Below are 13,270 nucleotides of genomic sequence, written 5' to 3' on the forward strand. Positions count from 1 at the left end.
GGCGGATGATTGTCGCTATATTATTTTAGAATAGCGGTATCGCCGGAGAGCTTCTAGGATGGATGTGGCGTGACTGCGGAGGAGCAAATGCCGTCGCTGAGCTTGCGGATAAACCTCGATCCAGAAGGGCGCATCGGGCCGGGCAAGATCGAGCTTCTGGAGCAGATCGCCGCCTTCGGTTCGATCTCGGCTGCGGCGCGCGGCATGGAAATGTCCTACAAACACGCCTGGGATCTCGTCGAGGACATGAACCGGGTGTTCGGCAAGCCGCTGGTCGCGGCGCAGACCGGAGGGAAAAAGGGCGGCGGCGCCCAGTTGACTCCGGTGGGGCTTGCAGTGGTCAGCCGCTTTCGCGCCATCGAACGGGCCGCGGCTTCCGCGGCTGCGACGCACATGGAAGCATTGCAGGCGGAGATCGATGCTGGGTGAGGTCGGTGGAATCTGTACCGGCCGAGCCTAAAGCGCGTCGCATTTGAACGGATTCATGCGACGCGCTTTAGGTTCTTTTTTATGCATGTCGTTATCGCAAAACCGCTGCGCACTTTAGCGCGACATGCATTACTCCTCTGGCTCGCCGGGCTTGCGCAGCAGATAAGTGTCCATGATCCAGCCCTTTTTCCGCCGGGCTTCGTCGCGGGTCTTTACGATCTCGTCGCCGACATCGCCGAGGCGACCGGAAATGAGAATCTCGTCGGGCGTGCCGAGATAGGCGCCCCAGTGGATGACGAGGTCCTTGTCGTCCAGCCTGTTGAATGCGCATTTACCGTCCAGCATGACGACGGTGCTGCCGGCATTGTCGGGCAAACCTTCCTCGGTAAGCCGGCGGCCGGTGGTGATCTGAATTGCGTCGCCGATGCGGTTCAGCGCCATCTTATGGCCGGCGGCGAGCGCCTGGACGGCAGTGATGCCGGGGATCACCTCGAGCTCGAACTCGACATTGCCTCTCATGCGCACAAGCTCCAGGATGCGCAGCGCGCTGTCGTAGAGCGAGGGATCGCCCCAGATCAGGAAGGCGCCGCAGCCATCTTGCGAAAGCTCGTCGCGGATCAGGCTTTCATAGATCGCGGCGATCGCCTCGTGCCAGTCATCGACGGTCGAGCGGTAGGAGGGCGCCGGCTCGGCCCGCACCGGCACGTCGAATTCGACAAGGCGCGAGCCTGGATTGGTGACGAAGCGGTCGCAGATCTGGCGGCGCAGTTCTGCAAGATCGTTCTTTTTCGCGCCCTTGTCGGGAATGAACAGCACGTCGGCGCGGTTCAAGCCGCCGATGGCCTGCACGGTCATGTGGTCGGGATTGCCGGCGCCGATGCCGATGACGAGAAGCTTGCGCATGGGCGAACTCCTGCCCGATCGGAACGTCGCTGTCCAGACAAGCCTGGCACGGTGATGGCACGGTGGTCATGGCTTGTGCGCAAGCGCCGACGAGTGCACGGAAGGGCTTTGAAATGCCACGTTGAAACGGCTAGAGCGACGTGCGGCCAATCGGACGCACAAAGTACGCTCTAACACCTTTAATCCCAGCATCGTGCTTTTCGAAAATCGATTCCGATTGTCGGGCTGGTGCGATAGAGTCATACCGGCATCTCGCCAAAGGAGCTTCCATGTTCCGTTATGTTTTGACCGCCGTGCTGGCACTCTCGGCCACGCCCGTATTCGCCAATGATTCGATCGCCGAATTGGGAACGGGCGGTCTGATCCTGTCGCGCAGCGACGCGGTCGCCATGGAGAGTGAGGACCTCTACATCTCGCCGGAAAAGGTGATGGTCGACTACGTTTTCCGAAACAACACCGACAAGGATGTCGACGCGATCGTCGCCTTTCCGATGCCCGACATCGAAGGCGATCCGAACGAGATGCCGGCGATCCCCGACGGCCAGAGCGACAATTTCCTCGGCTTCGAGGTGACGATCGACGGCGTGGCGGCAAAACCGCAGCTCGAGCAGAAGGCGTTTGCGCTCGGCATCGACATCAGCGCCGATTTGAAGGCGCAAAACGTGCCGTTCTACCCGTTCGGCGACGCTGCCAGGGCGGCATTGGCAAAGCTGCCGCAAGCGGTTGCCGACGACTGGATCGATCGCGGCCTCATCATCGAGGACACCGCCGACGACGGTTCAGGCATGAAGACCGTCTATGTGCCGTTTTGGCAATTGCGCTCGACCTACTGGTGGCGCGCGACGTTTCCAGCCAACAGCGCAGTCCACGTCGCCCACAGCTACAAGCCGAGCGTCGGCGGCACGTCCTCGGTCAGCTTCTTCTATGACGGCCAGTTCCAGGGCCAATACGCCGCCTACAAGACCCGTTACTGCATGGACGGCACGTTCGAGAATGCGATCCGCAAGGCGGCGAAGGGCAATCCCGACGGCACCCCGAGATACTTCGAAAACCGCATCGCCTATATCCTGACCACTGGCGGCAACTGGGCGACGGGCTCCATCGGCAAGTTCAAGCTGACCGTCGACAAGGGCCATCCGAAAAACCTGGTCTCGTTCTGTGGCGAAAACGTCAGGAAAGTCGGGCCGACGCGTTTCGAGATGACGGCAGAAAATTTCTACCCTGAGCACGACATCGACATATTGCTGCTGGCGCCTTCGGGCGATGGCGGGAGCGGCGGCTGATGGACGTCGCGATCTATGTCGCCATCGCCGAAAACGGCGTGATCGGGCGCGATGGCGGCTTGCCGTGGCGGCTTTCCAGCGATCTCAAGCGGTTCAAGGCCGACACGATGGGCAAACCTATCATCATGGGTCGCAAGACCTATGAAGGCATCGGCCGGCCGCTGCCGGGCAGGCTCAACATCGTGGTGACCCGCAACAAGGCCTGGCGCGCCGAGGGCGTCGAAATCGTGCATTCGCTCGACGAGGCGATCAGTCTGGCGAAGGTGCGCGGGCGCTGCATGGCCGGCGCCGACGAAATCTGCATCATCGGCGGCGGTGAGATCTATGCCCAGGCGCTGCCGCTGGCCGACCGCTTGCATGTCACCCATATCCTTGCCGCGGTCGACGGCGACGCGCATTTCCCGCCGATCGACCCGGATTTGTGGCACATTGTCCGCACGCAGGACGTTCCGGCCGGTGAAAAGGATAGTCATGCGACACGCTATTCAGTTTACGAGCGACGCCGCGACGTGCATTGAGAGGCGATAAAGGATCGCGGCGGTCCAAAACGGGCGGTGACGACGACCGATTACGTTGAAAGCGTGCCCTCGCATCCCTATAGAAGACACATTGGATTTTGCGCTGTTGAAACGGCGCTTGAGGGAATTCCAAGCGAAAGGACATTCATGCCCTGGAATGACAAAAGCGGCGGTGGCGGTCCATGGGGCGGCGGCAACAATCCAGGACCCTGGGGGCAGGGACCGAAGGGGCCTGGCGGTCCGCAGGGCTCGCCTCCCGATCTCGAAGATATCATCCGGCGCGGCCAGGACAGGTTGCGGCGCGCGTTGCCAGGTGGCGGTGGCGCCAGCCCAGCCGTGTTCGGGCTGATCGCGGCGGCGCTTGTCGTGCTGTGGGCGTTCAAGGCGGTCTATACCGTGCAGCCCGATGAGGTTGCGGTCGAACTCAGGTTCGGCGTGCCAAAGGCGGAGTTCTCGCAGCCAGGCCTGCATTTCCATTGGTGGCCCATCGAGACGGTCGAGACGGCCAACATTGCCGAACAACTCGTCAACATCGGCGGCGGCACGGCCTCCGGCAACGGTTCAGGGCTGATGCTTTCGGGCGACCAGAACATCGTCAACGTCCAGTTCTCCGTGGCCTATCAGGTCTCCGATCCAAGGGCCTATCTGTTCGACGTGTCCGATCCCGACGGCATGCTGCGGCAGGTCGCCGAAAGCGCCATGCGCGAAGCGGTCGGTCGGCGGCCGGCGCAGGACATCTTCCGCGATGATCGCGAGGGCATTGCGGCGTCCGTACGCGAAATCATCCAGACGACGCTGGACGGCTATAAGGCCGGCCTGAACGTCAACGCGATTTCGATCGAGGATGCCGCACCGCCGCGCGAAGTGGCCGACGCGTTCGACGAGGTGCAGCGCGCCGAACAGGACGAGGACAAGTTCGTCGAGCAGGCCAACCAGTATTCCAACCAGAAGCTCGGCCAGGCGCGCGGCGAGGCCGCACAGATCCGCGAGGAGGCGGCCGGCTACAAGAACCGGGTCGTGCAGGAGGCCGAAGGCGAGGCGCAGCGCTTCATCTCGGTCTATGACGAATACGCCAAGGCGCCGGATGTGACGCGCCAGCGGCTTTATCTGGAAACGATGGAGAGGGTTCTGAAGGATTCCAGCAAGGTCATTATCGAGCAAGGCGGCGGACCAGGGGTCGTTCCCTATCTGCCGCTGCCTGCACTGCAGCAGAAGGCGCCGGCGCCGGTCCTCGGAGGAACCCAGTGATGGCCAACCGTCTTCCCATCATCGCCGTCATCGCCGCGGTTATCCTGTTCCTGCTCTATTCATCGGTCTTCGTCGTCAATGCGCGCCAGCAGGCGCTGGTGCTCAGGTTCGGCGAAATCGTCGACGTCAAGAGCCAGCCGGGCATCTATTTCAAGGCGCCGTTCGCCTTCTTCGACGCCGACAGCGTGCAGTTGATCGAAAACAGGGTGCTGCGCTTCGACCTCGACAACATCCGCGTCCAGGTTTCAGGCGGCAAGTTCTATGAGGTCGACGCCTTCATCGCTTATCGGATCTCCGATCCGCGCGTGTTCCGCTCCGCGGTATCCGGCCAGATCGAACTAGCCGAGGCACGGTTGAGGACGCGTCTCGACGCCGCCTTGCGTCGGGTTTACGGTTTGCGCGACTTCGAGGCGGCGCTCTCGGAAGAGCGAGCCGTGATGATGCGTGAAGTGCGCGACCAGCTGAGGCCCCACGCCACGTCGCTCGGCCTGCAGATCGACGATGTCCGCATTCGCCGAACCGATTTGACGGCGGAAGTCTCGCAACAGACATATGACCGCATGAAGGCTGAGCGCCTGGCCGAAGCCGAGCGGCTGAGGGCGCGCGGCAACGAGGCGGCGCAGCGCATCAGGGCTCGCGCCGACCGCGAAGTGGTGGAGATCGTCGCCGAGGCACGGAGGGAGTCTGAAATCCTGCGTGGTGAAGGCGAAGCTCAACGCAGCGCCACCTTCGCGAATGCCTACCAGCGCGATCCAGCCTTCTTCGACTTTTACCGGTCGATGAATGCCTACGGCACGGCGCTGGACAGTACCGGGACGACGATGGTGCTGTCGCCGAATTCGGAATTCTTCCGTTTCTTCCGCAATCCCGCCGGCGCGGCGCCGGCAGCGCCGCCCGCAGCACCTGCTGCACCGGCAGCGCAGCCAGGCACCGGCCAGTAACGGCCGGTGCAGGATTTTCTGGCGGCAATAGGCTTGGTTCTCGTCGTGGAGGGCCTGGTCTATGGCGGCTTTCCCGGCCTCGCCAAGAAACTTGCCGGCGAAGTTCTGTCGATGCCGGAGAATGCGCTGCGGGTCGCCGGGCTGATTGCCATCGCCGTTGGCGTCGGCCTCGTCTGGCTGGTGCGGGGTGGATGACGGTTTATGATTTCGGGATAACGGAGGTTTTATCCTCCGCCGATAGCCATAGCCGCAAACGTGCCGTATTTCTTGCCAACATGGTTCGACGCAGCGTTTTCGGCGAGCGCTTTTCTTCTCAGAGACACCGGGAGACTTCTCGATGACATCCAACAGGTTTTTGCGCGCGGCGAGGCGGACGTTCACCGCGGGTGCTGCAGCACTTCTTATCGGCGCCGCTACCGTCCCGTCGCTGGTGACGCCTGCGGCCGCCGCCGACGGCCCGGCTTCGGTCGCCGATCTCGCGCAGGGCCTGCTCGGCGCCGTGGTCAACATATCGACCTCGCAGAGGGTGAAGGGCACCGAAGGCCCGGGCGCGGTACCGATGCCGCAGCTTCCGGAGGGCTCGCCCTTCCAGGATTTCTTCGACGATTTCTTCAAGAACCGTCCCGGCGAACAGGGCAACCCCTCGCAAAATGTGCAGTCGCTGGGCTCCGGCTTCGTGGTCGACGCCGAGCAGGGCATCGTGGTGACGAATAATCACGTGATCGCCGATGCCGACGACATCGAGGTGAATTTCTCTGACGGCGTGACGCTGAAGGCGACGCTGGTCGGCACCGACACCAAGACCGACGTGGCGGTGCTGAAGGTCGATCCAAAAGGGCACAAACTGACGGCGGTGAAATTCGGCGATTCCAGCAAGATGCGCGTCGGTGACTGGGTGATGGCGATCGGCAATCCGTTCGGCCTCGGCGGCACCGTGACGGTCGGCATCGTCTCGGCCCGCAACCGCGACATCAATTCCGGTCCCTATGACGACTTCATCCAGACCGATGCCGCAATCAACCGCGGCAATTCCGGCGGGCCGCTGTTCAACAGCGACGGCGAGGTGATCGGCATCAACACGGCGATCATCTCGCCGTCCGGCGGCTCGATCGGCATCGGCTTTTCCATTCCCTCGCAGCTTGCGTTGGGCGTCGTCGACCAGCTCCGCCAGTTCGGCGAGACGCGGCGCGGCTGGCTCGGCGTGCGCATCCAGCCGGTGACGGACGACATTGCCGAAAGCCTCGGCATGGCCACCGCCAAGGGCGCGCTGGTCGCCGGCGTCATCAAGGGCGGGCCTGTCGACAACGGCACCATCCTGGCGGGCGACGTCATCATCAAGTTCGACGGCAGGGACGTCAATGAAATGCGCGACCTGCCGCGCGTTGTCGCGGAGAGCACGGTCGGCAAGGCTGTCGACGTGGTCATCGTGCGCAAGGGCGTCGAGCAAACCGTGAAGGTGACGCTTGGCCGGCTCGAAGATGGCGAAAAGCTTGCCAGCGGCGAGAACGGCAACACCGAAAAGGACAATGGCGACGAGGCGCCTGCCGTTTCGACGGCTTCCGTGCTCGGCATGACCGTTGGCGAGCTCAACGATGAGACGCGGACGAAATTCGGCATCGCCGCCGAAGTCTCCGGCGTTGTCATCACCGAAGTCGCCAAGGATTCGGCCGCCGCCGAACGCGGCATCCAGGCCGGCGAGGTGATCACCGAAATCGCGCAGGAATCGGTCGCCACGCCCAAGGATGTCACGGACCGGATTGCTGCGTTGAAGGAGCAGGGACGCAAGAACGCGCTGCTGATGCTTGCTTCAAAGACCGGCGAATTGCGGTTTGTTACGATCCGGATGGATTGAGTCCGGTAAAGGCGCAACACTTTGATTTTGAGAAAGGGCGGCTAGCGAGCCGCCTTTTTTCTTGCCTGCCAATCCTTGCCTGTCAGCCTGTAGAAAACATGCCGCTTGAGCCTGGCGTGGCTGTCCGGAATGCCGGGGTGATCGAAATCGCTGGCCGGGTCGGCGACCATGCCTAGGCGTTCCATGACGGCGGTGGACCGGCTGTTATCCCTGACGGCGAAGGACACGATTTCGTCGAGGCCAAGTGTTTCGAAGCCATAGGCGAGCCAGGCCTCGGCTGCCTCGGTGACATAGCCATGGCCCCAGAATTCGGGCGCCAGCCGCCAGCCGATCTCGACGGTGCCGGCGGGTAAGAAGGGCAAATAGTCGGTTCGGGTTATACCGGCGAAGCCGATGCATTGGCCGGTGACGGCGATCTCGGCGGCTGCGAAGCCGAAACCGTCGCGGTCGATGATGGCGCGCAATCCATCCATCTTCGCGTCGGCTTGGGCGCGGTCGCGGCGAAATGGAAAGAATTCCATGACGCGTTCGTCGGAATTGATGCGGTAGAAGAGATCGCGGTCGCGATCCTCCCAGTTGCGCAGGATCAGGCGTTCGGTACGGATCGGCTTCACTCCACAAACTCTTCCCGCTGGTAGCCCTGCAGGTAGAGCAGCGCGGTCAGGTCGCAGTGGTCAATGCGGAATTTTGCTTCCGCCGCCACGACCTGCTTGGCATGAAGTGCCACACCGGCGCCGGCAAGGCGGATCATGTCGAGGTCGTTGGCGCCGTCGCCGACAGCAATGGCGTCGGCGGTCGTCAGCCCGAGGCGCGCCGAAATCTCGAGCAGCGCATCGGCCTTGGCGGCACGCCCCAGGATCGGCTCGGCCACCAGCCCGGTGAAGCGGCCGTCCTGCTCGATGAGGCGGTTGGCGCGGTTCTCCTGAAAGCCGAGCATGGCTGCGATGCGGGAGGTGAAGACGTTGAAGCCACCCGACACGAGTGCAGTCCAGGCGCCGTTGGCCCGCATGGTCTGGACAAGCGCGCGGCCACCGGAAGCCAGCGTCAAGCGGTTGGCGATGACGCGGTCGACCACGGTGGTGTCGAGGCCTTTCAGCAGCGCCACCCGCTCGCGCAAGGCCGGCTCGAAAGCGATCTCGCCATTCATCGATCGCGCCGTGATGGCGGCCACGTAGTCCTTGACCCCGATCTCGTCGGCAAGCTCGTCGATGCACTCCTGGTCGATAACAGTCGAATCCATATCGGCGATGAGGATTTTCTTCCGCCTTCCCTCGGCCTGTTGGACAATCACGTCGACCGGTTCGGGTGCGAGCACGGCGCGCAGGCTGGCGGTCGTTTCAGCCGCTTCGGCCGCCTCGGGCAAAGCGAACTCGCAGGCGATGCCTTCGGCCAGCCAGCGAACGGTGCTTGCGCCGACCGACCGTGACACCATATTCGCAAGCGCCGGTGACAATGCGCGGCCGGCGGGATGGGACACAAGCGTGGCGATCAGCGGCATCGAAAATTCCGGCGGGCAGGCGGGCGAGGGCCGCGTTAACAACGCGATCCTGATAGCCGGGCCGACCGCCAGCGGCAAGTCCGCCCTTGCGGTCGACCTCGCGGAGCGCAATGGCGGCGTCATCGTCAACACCGATTCCATGCAAGGCTATTCGGTGCTCGACGTGCTGACGGCGCGGCCGACTGCTGCCGAACTCGCCCGCGTCCCGCATTCCCTCTACGGACATGTCCATCCCTCCACCGCCTATTCCACCGGCGCCTGGCTGCGCGACGTGATGAAGCTCATCGACGACGGTACGTTGTTCGAACCGCCGGTGATTTTCGTCGGTGGTACCGGGCTTTATTTCCGGGCGCTTGCGGAAGGCATTTCGGAAATGCCCGACATTCCGCAGTCAATCCGTGATCGCTGGCGCTACGAACTCCAGGAGCAGGGGGCGGCCAAGCTGCACCGCATCCTGCTGCGCGAGGATTCCGCAGCCGGCATGATGCTGAAGCCGACCGACGGCCAGCGCATCGTGCGGGCGCTGGAGGTGCTCGACGCATCGGGCCGTTCCATCTTGGAATGGCAGGCGGCGCGCGGCCGCCCACTGATCGACAGGGCGAGCACGCGCTTCTTTGTGATCGAACCGGACCGAGCGGCACTGGTGGAGCGGATCGAGGCGCGGTTCGACCGCATGCTGGAGAAGGGTGCTCTCGACGAGGTCAGGCGGCTGACCGATCTTGGCCTCGATCCCGACTTGCCGGCGATGAAAGCGATCGGCGTTCGCGAACTGCAGGCCGCAATGGCCGGCGAGTTGAGTTTTGCCGAAGCGATCGAACGCGCGAAGATCGCGACGCGACAATACGCCAAGCGCCAGGCGACCTGGTTCAGGCATCAGTTGGGTCCGGAATGGCTGCGATTGCGCCCCGATGATCGTGCGGGATCCACGATCTCGGATATCCTTTCCAGTGCAACCTGAAAAGTTGACTTTGAGGGGAGGCTTCCCGTTGAAGTTGTCCTAATTAACCCTCCGTAAGCCCGTCCATGCCATAACGTCTTTGGAAATTTTCCAACGGGGAGCAGATGCGTTTTCACAAGGCGGAATCAGCCTTTTTCGTCTTCATCTTCGTGATCCTGGCCGCCGGCCTGGTGACGCTTCACGCCTATGGGCTTCTGCAAGCCTTCGCCGAAGAGGTTCATACACCCGCCAGGGTCGATGAGATCATTTATCTCAACAAGCTGTTGTTTGGGACCGGCGTCCTTTTGGCGACTGCCTTGTTCTTCGGGATTTTCTTCATCTACCCGCTGATCCGCAAGCAGGCGACAGAAGAAGGCAAGCTGCGCGCCATGACGGTTTCGCTCAGCGCCCGTTCGGAAACGCTGGAGCACGCGGCGCTGACCGACGGCCTGACCGGCATGCAGAACCGGCGCTATTTCGACGATGCACTGAAGGAATATCTCGAGGAATTCCGCCGCATCGAGAAGCCGGTCGGGCTGATGATCCTTGATCTCGACCATTTCAAGCAGGTCAACGACACCCACGGACATGATGTCGGCGACCAGGTGTTACGCGCGGTCGCCAGCTGTCTCAAGGACATGACACGCTATCACGACGTGGTGGCGCGCCTGGGTGGCGAGGAGTTCGCAGTGGTCACGCCCAACATGGACGCCGAACTTCTGTCCAAATTCGCCGAGCGCATCCGCAAGGCGATCGCCAACATGTCGATACTGTCAGGCAATGTCCGGCTGAAGATCACCACGAGCGTCGGCCTTGCCGTCTGGGACCGTAAGGAAACCGCCGAAGAGTTTTATCGCCGCGCCGACCGCCAGCTGTACGAGGCCAAGAGGCAAGGCCGCAACCGCGTCTGTGCCTGAAATCCCGGAGAGAATTCATGAGGCCGGCCGACTGACGCAGCTTTCTCGACTTCCGGTGCTCATGGACTCAAATGTCCACTCCGCTCCGGGTTCTCGAAAGCCACGTCATTCGATCCGGCCTGATGAATTCCCTTCCGGGATTTGCCTCGTCTAGAGACTGACAAAGTCTTCAGAATTCATCGGCCGCTGGGCTCAATCGTTTTGCGGGCGTAGGCCGAAGGTTGCGGGTTTCAGGCCATAACGCATGTCGAAATCGTCGTCGGGTTGGACGCGCGGGACGGGCGGCTTGCGGTAGTCGGGATCGCCGGCCTGACGCGCGGAATCCACGACTTCGGCGAAGGCCATCGCCTGCTGCGGTTTCGGCACGTTGCGCAGCCTTTCGACGATCGCCACCAGGTCGACATCATTGCCGATTTCGGACGGCAACGCTTCCTCGCGCTTGGCCGTGCCGGGAATCAGCTCATCGGACATTTTTTCGAACTTCAGCCGCATGGTCGTCGCCACGCCCTCACCGAAGGCGATGGCTTCGCGCTGGCCCATCGAAGACAGGAATGCCAGCGTCGAGGCCGAGGAATCGGCGATCGCCGAGCGGATGATCGCCTGGTCCTGCTCATTGGCAAGCCGCATGGCGAAAAAGGTCGAGCACTGCGACAGGATGGTGGGATCGAGCTCGCCCGGGCGCTGCGTGACGATACCGAGATAACAGCCATATTTGCGGCCTTCCTTGGCGATGCGCGACAGGGCGTGTCGGGTCGGCGCAAAACCAAGGCGCGGATCGGCCGGCATGTAGCGGTGTGCCTCCTCGCACAGCAAAAGCAGCCGCAGCCGGCCTTCGCTCCACAGTGCAAGGTCGAAGGCCAGGCGCGCCAGCACCGAACAGACGGAATTGACCACTTCCGACGGCATGCCGGCCATCTCGAAGCAGGTCACCGGGCGCCCGTGGTGCGGCACGCGGAAAATATTGCCGATCGTCTCGTGGATCGTATCTTCGATCAGCCGCGAATTGAACATGAAGCGGTAGCGCGGATCCGAGGCTGCCGATTCGATGCGCGTCTTCAGCGACTTGAGGGTGGGGCGGTCGTTCTTGCTTTCCAGCAGTCCCATGCGCTCGTCGATCTGCTTGATAAGATCGACAACGCGATAAGGCACCGGGGTGTCCGCGGTCAGTGCATCAGTGCCGCGCTTTAGATACGTGCCCGAATTCGGGTTGCGATACAGGTTCTTGGCCGCGGGAATGAGATCGCGCAAGGCATCGACCTCTTCCGGCACGGTCTCGCGCCCGCGAAACAGCACTTCGGCAAATTCCTCGAGTTTGAACATCCAGAAGGGCAGGTCCAGCGTCGTCGAATCGAGCCTGACGCAGTGCTCGGGCAGGGACGCGGCGAACTCGTTGTGCGGATCGAGGATGAGGACGCGCAGGTCGGGTCGAGCGGCGATCGATTTGCGCAAAAGCAGCGAGACAGCAGTGGATTTGCCGACGCCTGTGGTGCCGACAATGGCGAAATGGCGCGCCAGCGTGTCGTCGATGGCGATGTTGGCGTCGATCGCCTCATCCTGTGACAGCGTGCCGATGGTGATCGAATGACGCCCGGCGAGGTCATAGACCGCCTGCAAGTCGCGGCTGCGGATGCGGTGGGCGATGGCGCCGATATGCGGATAGGTGGTGATACCGCGGTCGAAAATCGGTTTGGCGCCGGGCTCCGCGCCGTCGCGCACCTCGCCGATGAGCTCGATACTGACCTCGATCGGGTTCTGGCCCGCATTGTGCCAGGCGCGATCCGATTTGCCGACCTCGTAGACCAGCCCGACGGTTCGCGTGGCGCCAAGGTTGATGGAGATCATCTTGCCGACGCTCCAATGGCCGGTGACCGTGCCTTCGACATCGGCGGCATGGGCGCTGATGGTGGCGCGCGCGCCGTCGCACTGGACGACATTGCCCAGAACGCGCTTGTCGTTCTGCTCCGCCTTGCGGCGCTCCTGCAAAGTCGGCTCTCCGACGGAGGCTTCGCGGTCGACGAACATGGACAGGCTGTTTCCCATTTCCCCAGGCAATCGACCTTACACCGACGGGGTTAAGGGGGGATGAGGTCGGATGGTGTAGGGGACATTAAACCATTCGCAAAAATTGGACCGATCGGCCCCTTGCTCGACTCCAAAATTTCGATATACCGGATGAATGGCTGATATAGCGAACGATATCTCCTCGACCATCGGCAAGAGAATACGCTCCGAAAGAGCCTTGAGGGACTGGTCGCTGGCGGAGCTCGCGGACCGGTCCGACGTTTCGAAAGCCATGCTCAGCACGATAGAGCGCGGCAAGACGAGCCCGACCGCGGCACTTCTCGTGCGCATCGCCGCGGCCTTCGGCATGACGCTTTCCACCCTCATCGCGCGGGCCGAGCTGCAAGGCGGCGGGCTGCTTCGCGAAAACGATCAGCCGCTTTGGCGCGATCCCGCAACCGGCTACGTCCGGCGGCATCTTTCGCCGGTTTCGGACATGCCGCTCGAACTGATCCGGGTCCAATTGCCGGCGGGGGCCAAGGTGAGCTTTCCGGCAGCGTCCTATGCCTTCATCAGGCAGCAGATATGGCTGATTTCCGGACGGCTGGAATTCACCGAGGGCGACATCGTCCACGGCCTCGAACCGGGTGACTGCCTGGCCCTTGGCGCGCCATCGGATTGCACCTTCCATGCTCCGGGACCGGCCGCCGCCGACTATCTGGTCGCGCTGGCCAGAGGCTGAG

At 62.7% G+C, this 13,270-nt stretch carries 14 protein-coding genes; 10 read left to right on the forward strand and 4 right to left on the reverse strand.

What is annotated here, in order from left to right:
- Window positions 1–87 precede the first annotated feature (87 nt).
- The gene (locus AC0L3L_RS04490) at window positions 88–429 is read left to right on the forward strand and encodes a winged helix-turn-helix domain-containing protein (RefSeq protein WP_095494709.1); all 342 of its coding nucleotides are present in this window, start codon (window positions 88–90) and stop codon (window positions 427–429) included.
- A 129-nt stretch (window positions 430–558) separates the two neighbouring features.
- On the opposite strand, the gene cobF is transcribed toward AC0L3L_RS04490, so the two are convergent.
- A complete protein-coding gene (gene cobF / locus AC0L3L_RS04495) occupies window positions 559–1,332 on the reverse strand; it encodes a precorrin-6A synthase (deacetylating) (RefSeq protein WP_473485291.1) in 774 nt (257 codons plus the stop codon).
- Between the two features lie 269 nt (window positions 1,333–1,601).
- On the opposite strand from cobF, the gene AC0L3L_RS04500 reads away from it, so the two are divergent.
- The 6 genes from AC0L3L_RS04500 (at window position 1,602) to AC0L3L_RS04525 (ending at window position 7,174) form a co-directional block, all read left to right on the forward strand.
- A complete protein-coding gene (locus AC0L3L_RS04500; RefSeq protein WP_473485292.1) occupies window positions 1,602–2,615 on the forward strand; it encodes a DUF4424 domain-containing protein in 1,014 nt (337 codons plus the stop codon).
- Entirely contained in the window at window positions 2,615–3,133 is a 519-nt protein-coding gene (locus AC0L3L_RS04505) for a dihydrofolate reductase (RefSeq protein ID WP_473526608.1), read from the forward strand. The genes AC0L3L_RS04500 and AC0L3L_RS04505 overlap by 1 nt, the downstream gene beginning before the upstream one ends.
- A gap of 147 nt (window positions 3,134–3,280) precedes the next feature.
- Entirely contained in the window at window positions 3,281–4,381 is a 1,101-nt protein-coding gene (hflK, locus tag AC0L3L_RS04510) for an FtsH protease activity modulator HflK (protein ID WP_473636699.1), read from the forward strand.
- Entirely contained in the window at window positions 4,381–5,322 is a 942-nt protein-coding gene (gene hflC, locus AC0L3L_RS04515; protein WP_473636700.1) for a protease modulator HflC, read from the forward strand. The genes hflK and hflC overlap by 1 nt, the downstream gene beginning before the upstream one ends.
- A gap of 6 nt (window positions 5,323–5,328) precedes the next feature.
- Window positions 5,329–5,517 (forward strand): DUF2065 domain-containing protein, encoded by a 189-nt coding sequence (locus AC0L3L_RS04520; protein ID WP_095494703.1) that lies wholly within the window; start codon window positions 5,329–5,331, stop codon window positions 5,515–5,517.
- A 142-nt stretch (window positions 5,518–5,659) separates the two neighbouring features.
- Complete coding sequence (locus AC0L3L_RS04525) at window positions 5,660–7,174, forward strand: DegQ family serine endoprotease (protein WP_473636701.1); 1,515 nt, start codon at window positions 5,660–5,662, stop codon at window positions 7,172–7,174.
- Window positions 7,175–7,215: 41 nt separating this feature from the next.
- Here the strand turns inward: AC0L3L_RS04525 and AC0L3L_RS04530 are convergent, their stop codons facing one another.
- Together AC0L3L_RS04530 and serB are read right to left on the reverse strand one after the other, a co-directional pair.
- On the reverse strand, window positions 7,216–7,788 hold the full coding sequence (locus tag AC0L3L_RS04530; RefSeq protein WP_473636702.1) for a GNAT family N-acetyltransferase: 573 nt from the start codon (window positions 7,786–7,788) through the stop codon (window positions 7,216–7,218).
- Window positions 7,785–8,672, reverse strand: a complete 888-nt coding sequence (gene serB, locus AC0L3L_RS04535) for a phosphoserine phosphatase SerB (RefSeq protein ID WP_473636703.1) — start codon at window positions 8,670–8,672, stop codon at window positions 7,785–7,787. Before serB ends, AC0L3L_RS04530 begins: the two co-directional genes overlap by 4 nt.
- Between serB and miaA the strand changes: the two genes are divergently transcribed.
- Both miaA and AC0L3L_RS04545 read left to right on the forward strand, forming a co-directional pair.
- Window positions 8,662–9,630, forward strand: a complete 969-nt coding sequence (miaA, locus tag AC0L3L_RS04540) for a tRNA (adenosine(37)-N6)-dimethylallyltransferase MiaA (protein WP_473636786.1) — start codon at window positions 8,662–8,664, stop codon at window positions 9,628–9,630. The two genes, serB and miaA, sit on opposite strands and share 11 nt — an antisense overlap.
- A 104-nt stretch (window positions 9,631–9,734) precedes the next feature.
- On the forward strand, window positions 9,735–10,526 hold the full coding sequence (locus tag AC0L3L_RS04545) for a GGDEF domain-containing protein (protein ID WP_095494699.1): 792 nt from the start codon (window positions 9,735–9,737) through the stop codon (window positions 10,524–10,526).
- 192 nt (window positions 10,527–10,718) lie between these two features.
- On the opposite strand, the gene AC0L3L_RS04550 is transcribed toward AC0L3L_RS04545, so the two are convergent.
- Entirely contained in the window at window positions 10,719–12,548 is a 1,830-nt protein-coding gene (locus AC0L3L_RS04550; protein WP_473636704.1) for an ATP-binding protein, read from the reverse strand.
- A gap of 154 nt (window positions 12,549–12,702) precedes the next feature.
- On the opposite strand from AC0L3L_RS04550, the gene AC0L3L_RS04555 reads away from it, so the two are divergent.
- The gene (locus tag AC0L3L_RS04555) at window positions 12,703–13,269 is read left to right on the forward strand and encodes a helix-turn-helix domain-containing protein (protein WP_123151913.1); all 567 of its coding nucleotides are present in this window, start codon (window positions 12,703–12,705) and stop codon (window positions 13,267–13,269) included.
- Window position 13,270: the final 1 nt, after the last annotated feature.

The organism is Mesorhizobium sp. WSM4849 (genome assembly GCF_055811385.1).

Excerpts from the sequence above, each read along its gene's own strand:
- AC0L3L_RS04545 (WP_095494699.1), top strand. The coding sequence starts at position 9,735 with ATGCGTTTTCACAAGGCGGAATCAGCCTTTTTCGTCTTCATCTTCGTG.
- AC0L3L_RS04550 (WP_473636704.1), bottom strand. The coding sequence starts at position 12,548 with ATGTTCGTCGACCGCGAAGCCTCCGTCGGAGAGCCGACTTTGCAGGAG.
- cobF (WP_473485291.1), bottom strand. The coding sequence starts at position 1,332 with ATGCGCAAGCTTCTCGTCATCGGCATCGGCGCCGGCAATCCCGACCAC.
- AC0L3L_RS04490 (WP_095494709.1), top strand. The coding sequence starts at position 88 with ATGCCGTCGCTGAGCTTGCGGATAAACCTCGATCCAGAAGGGCGCATC.
- AC0L3L_RS04525 (WP_473636701.1), top strand. The coding sequence starts at position 5,660 with ATGACATCCAACAGGTTTTTGCGCGCGGCGAGGCGGACGTTCACCGCG.
- serB (WP_473636703.1), bottom strand. The coding sequence starts at position 8,672 with ATGCCGCTGATCGCCACGCTTGTGTCCCATCCCGCCGGCCGCGCATTG.
- AC0L3L_RS04555 (WP_123151913.1), top strand. The coding sequence starts at position 12,703 with ATGGCTGATATAGCGAACGATATCTCCTCGACCATCGGCAAGAGAATA.
- hflK (WP_473636699.1), top strand. The coding sequence starts at position 3,281 with ATGCCCTGGAATGACAAAAGCGGCGGTGGCGGTCCATGGGGCGGCGGC.
- AC0L3L_RS04500 (WP_473485292.1), top strand. The coding sequence starts at position 1,602 with ATGTTCCGTTATGTTTTGACCGCCGTGCTGGCACTCTCGGCCACGCCC.
- AC0L3L_RS04505 (WP_473526608.1), top strand. The coding sequence starts at position 2,615 with ATGGACGTCGCGATCTATGTCGCCATCGCCGAAAACGGCGTGATCGGG.
- hflC (WP_473636700.1), top strand. The coding sequence starts at position 4,381 with ATGGCCAACCGTCTTCCCATCATCGCCGTCATCGCCGCGGTTATCCTG.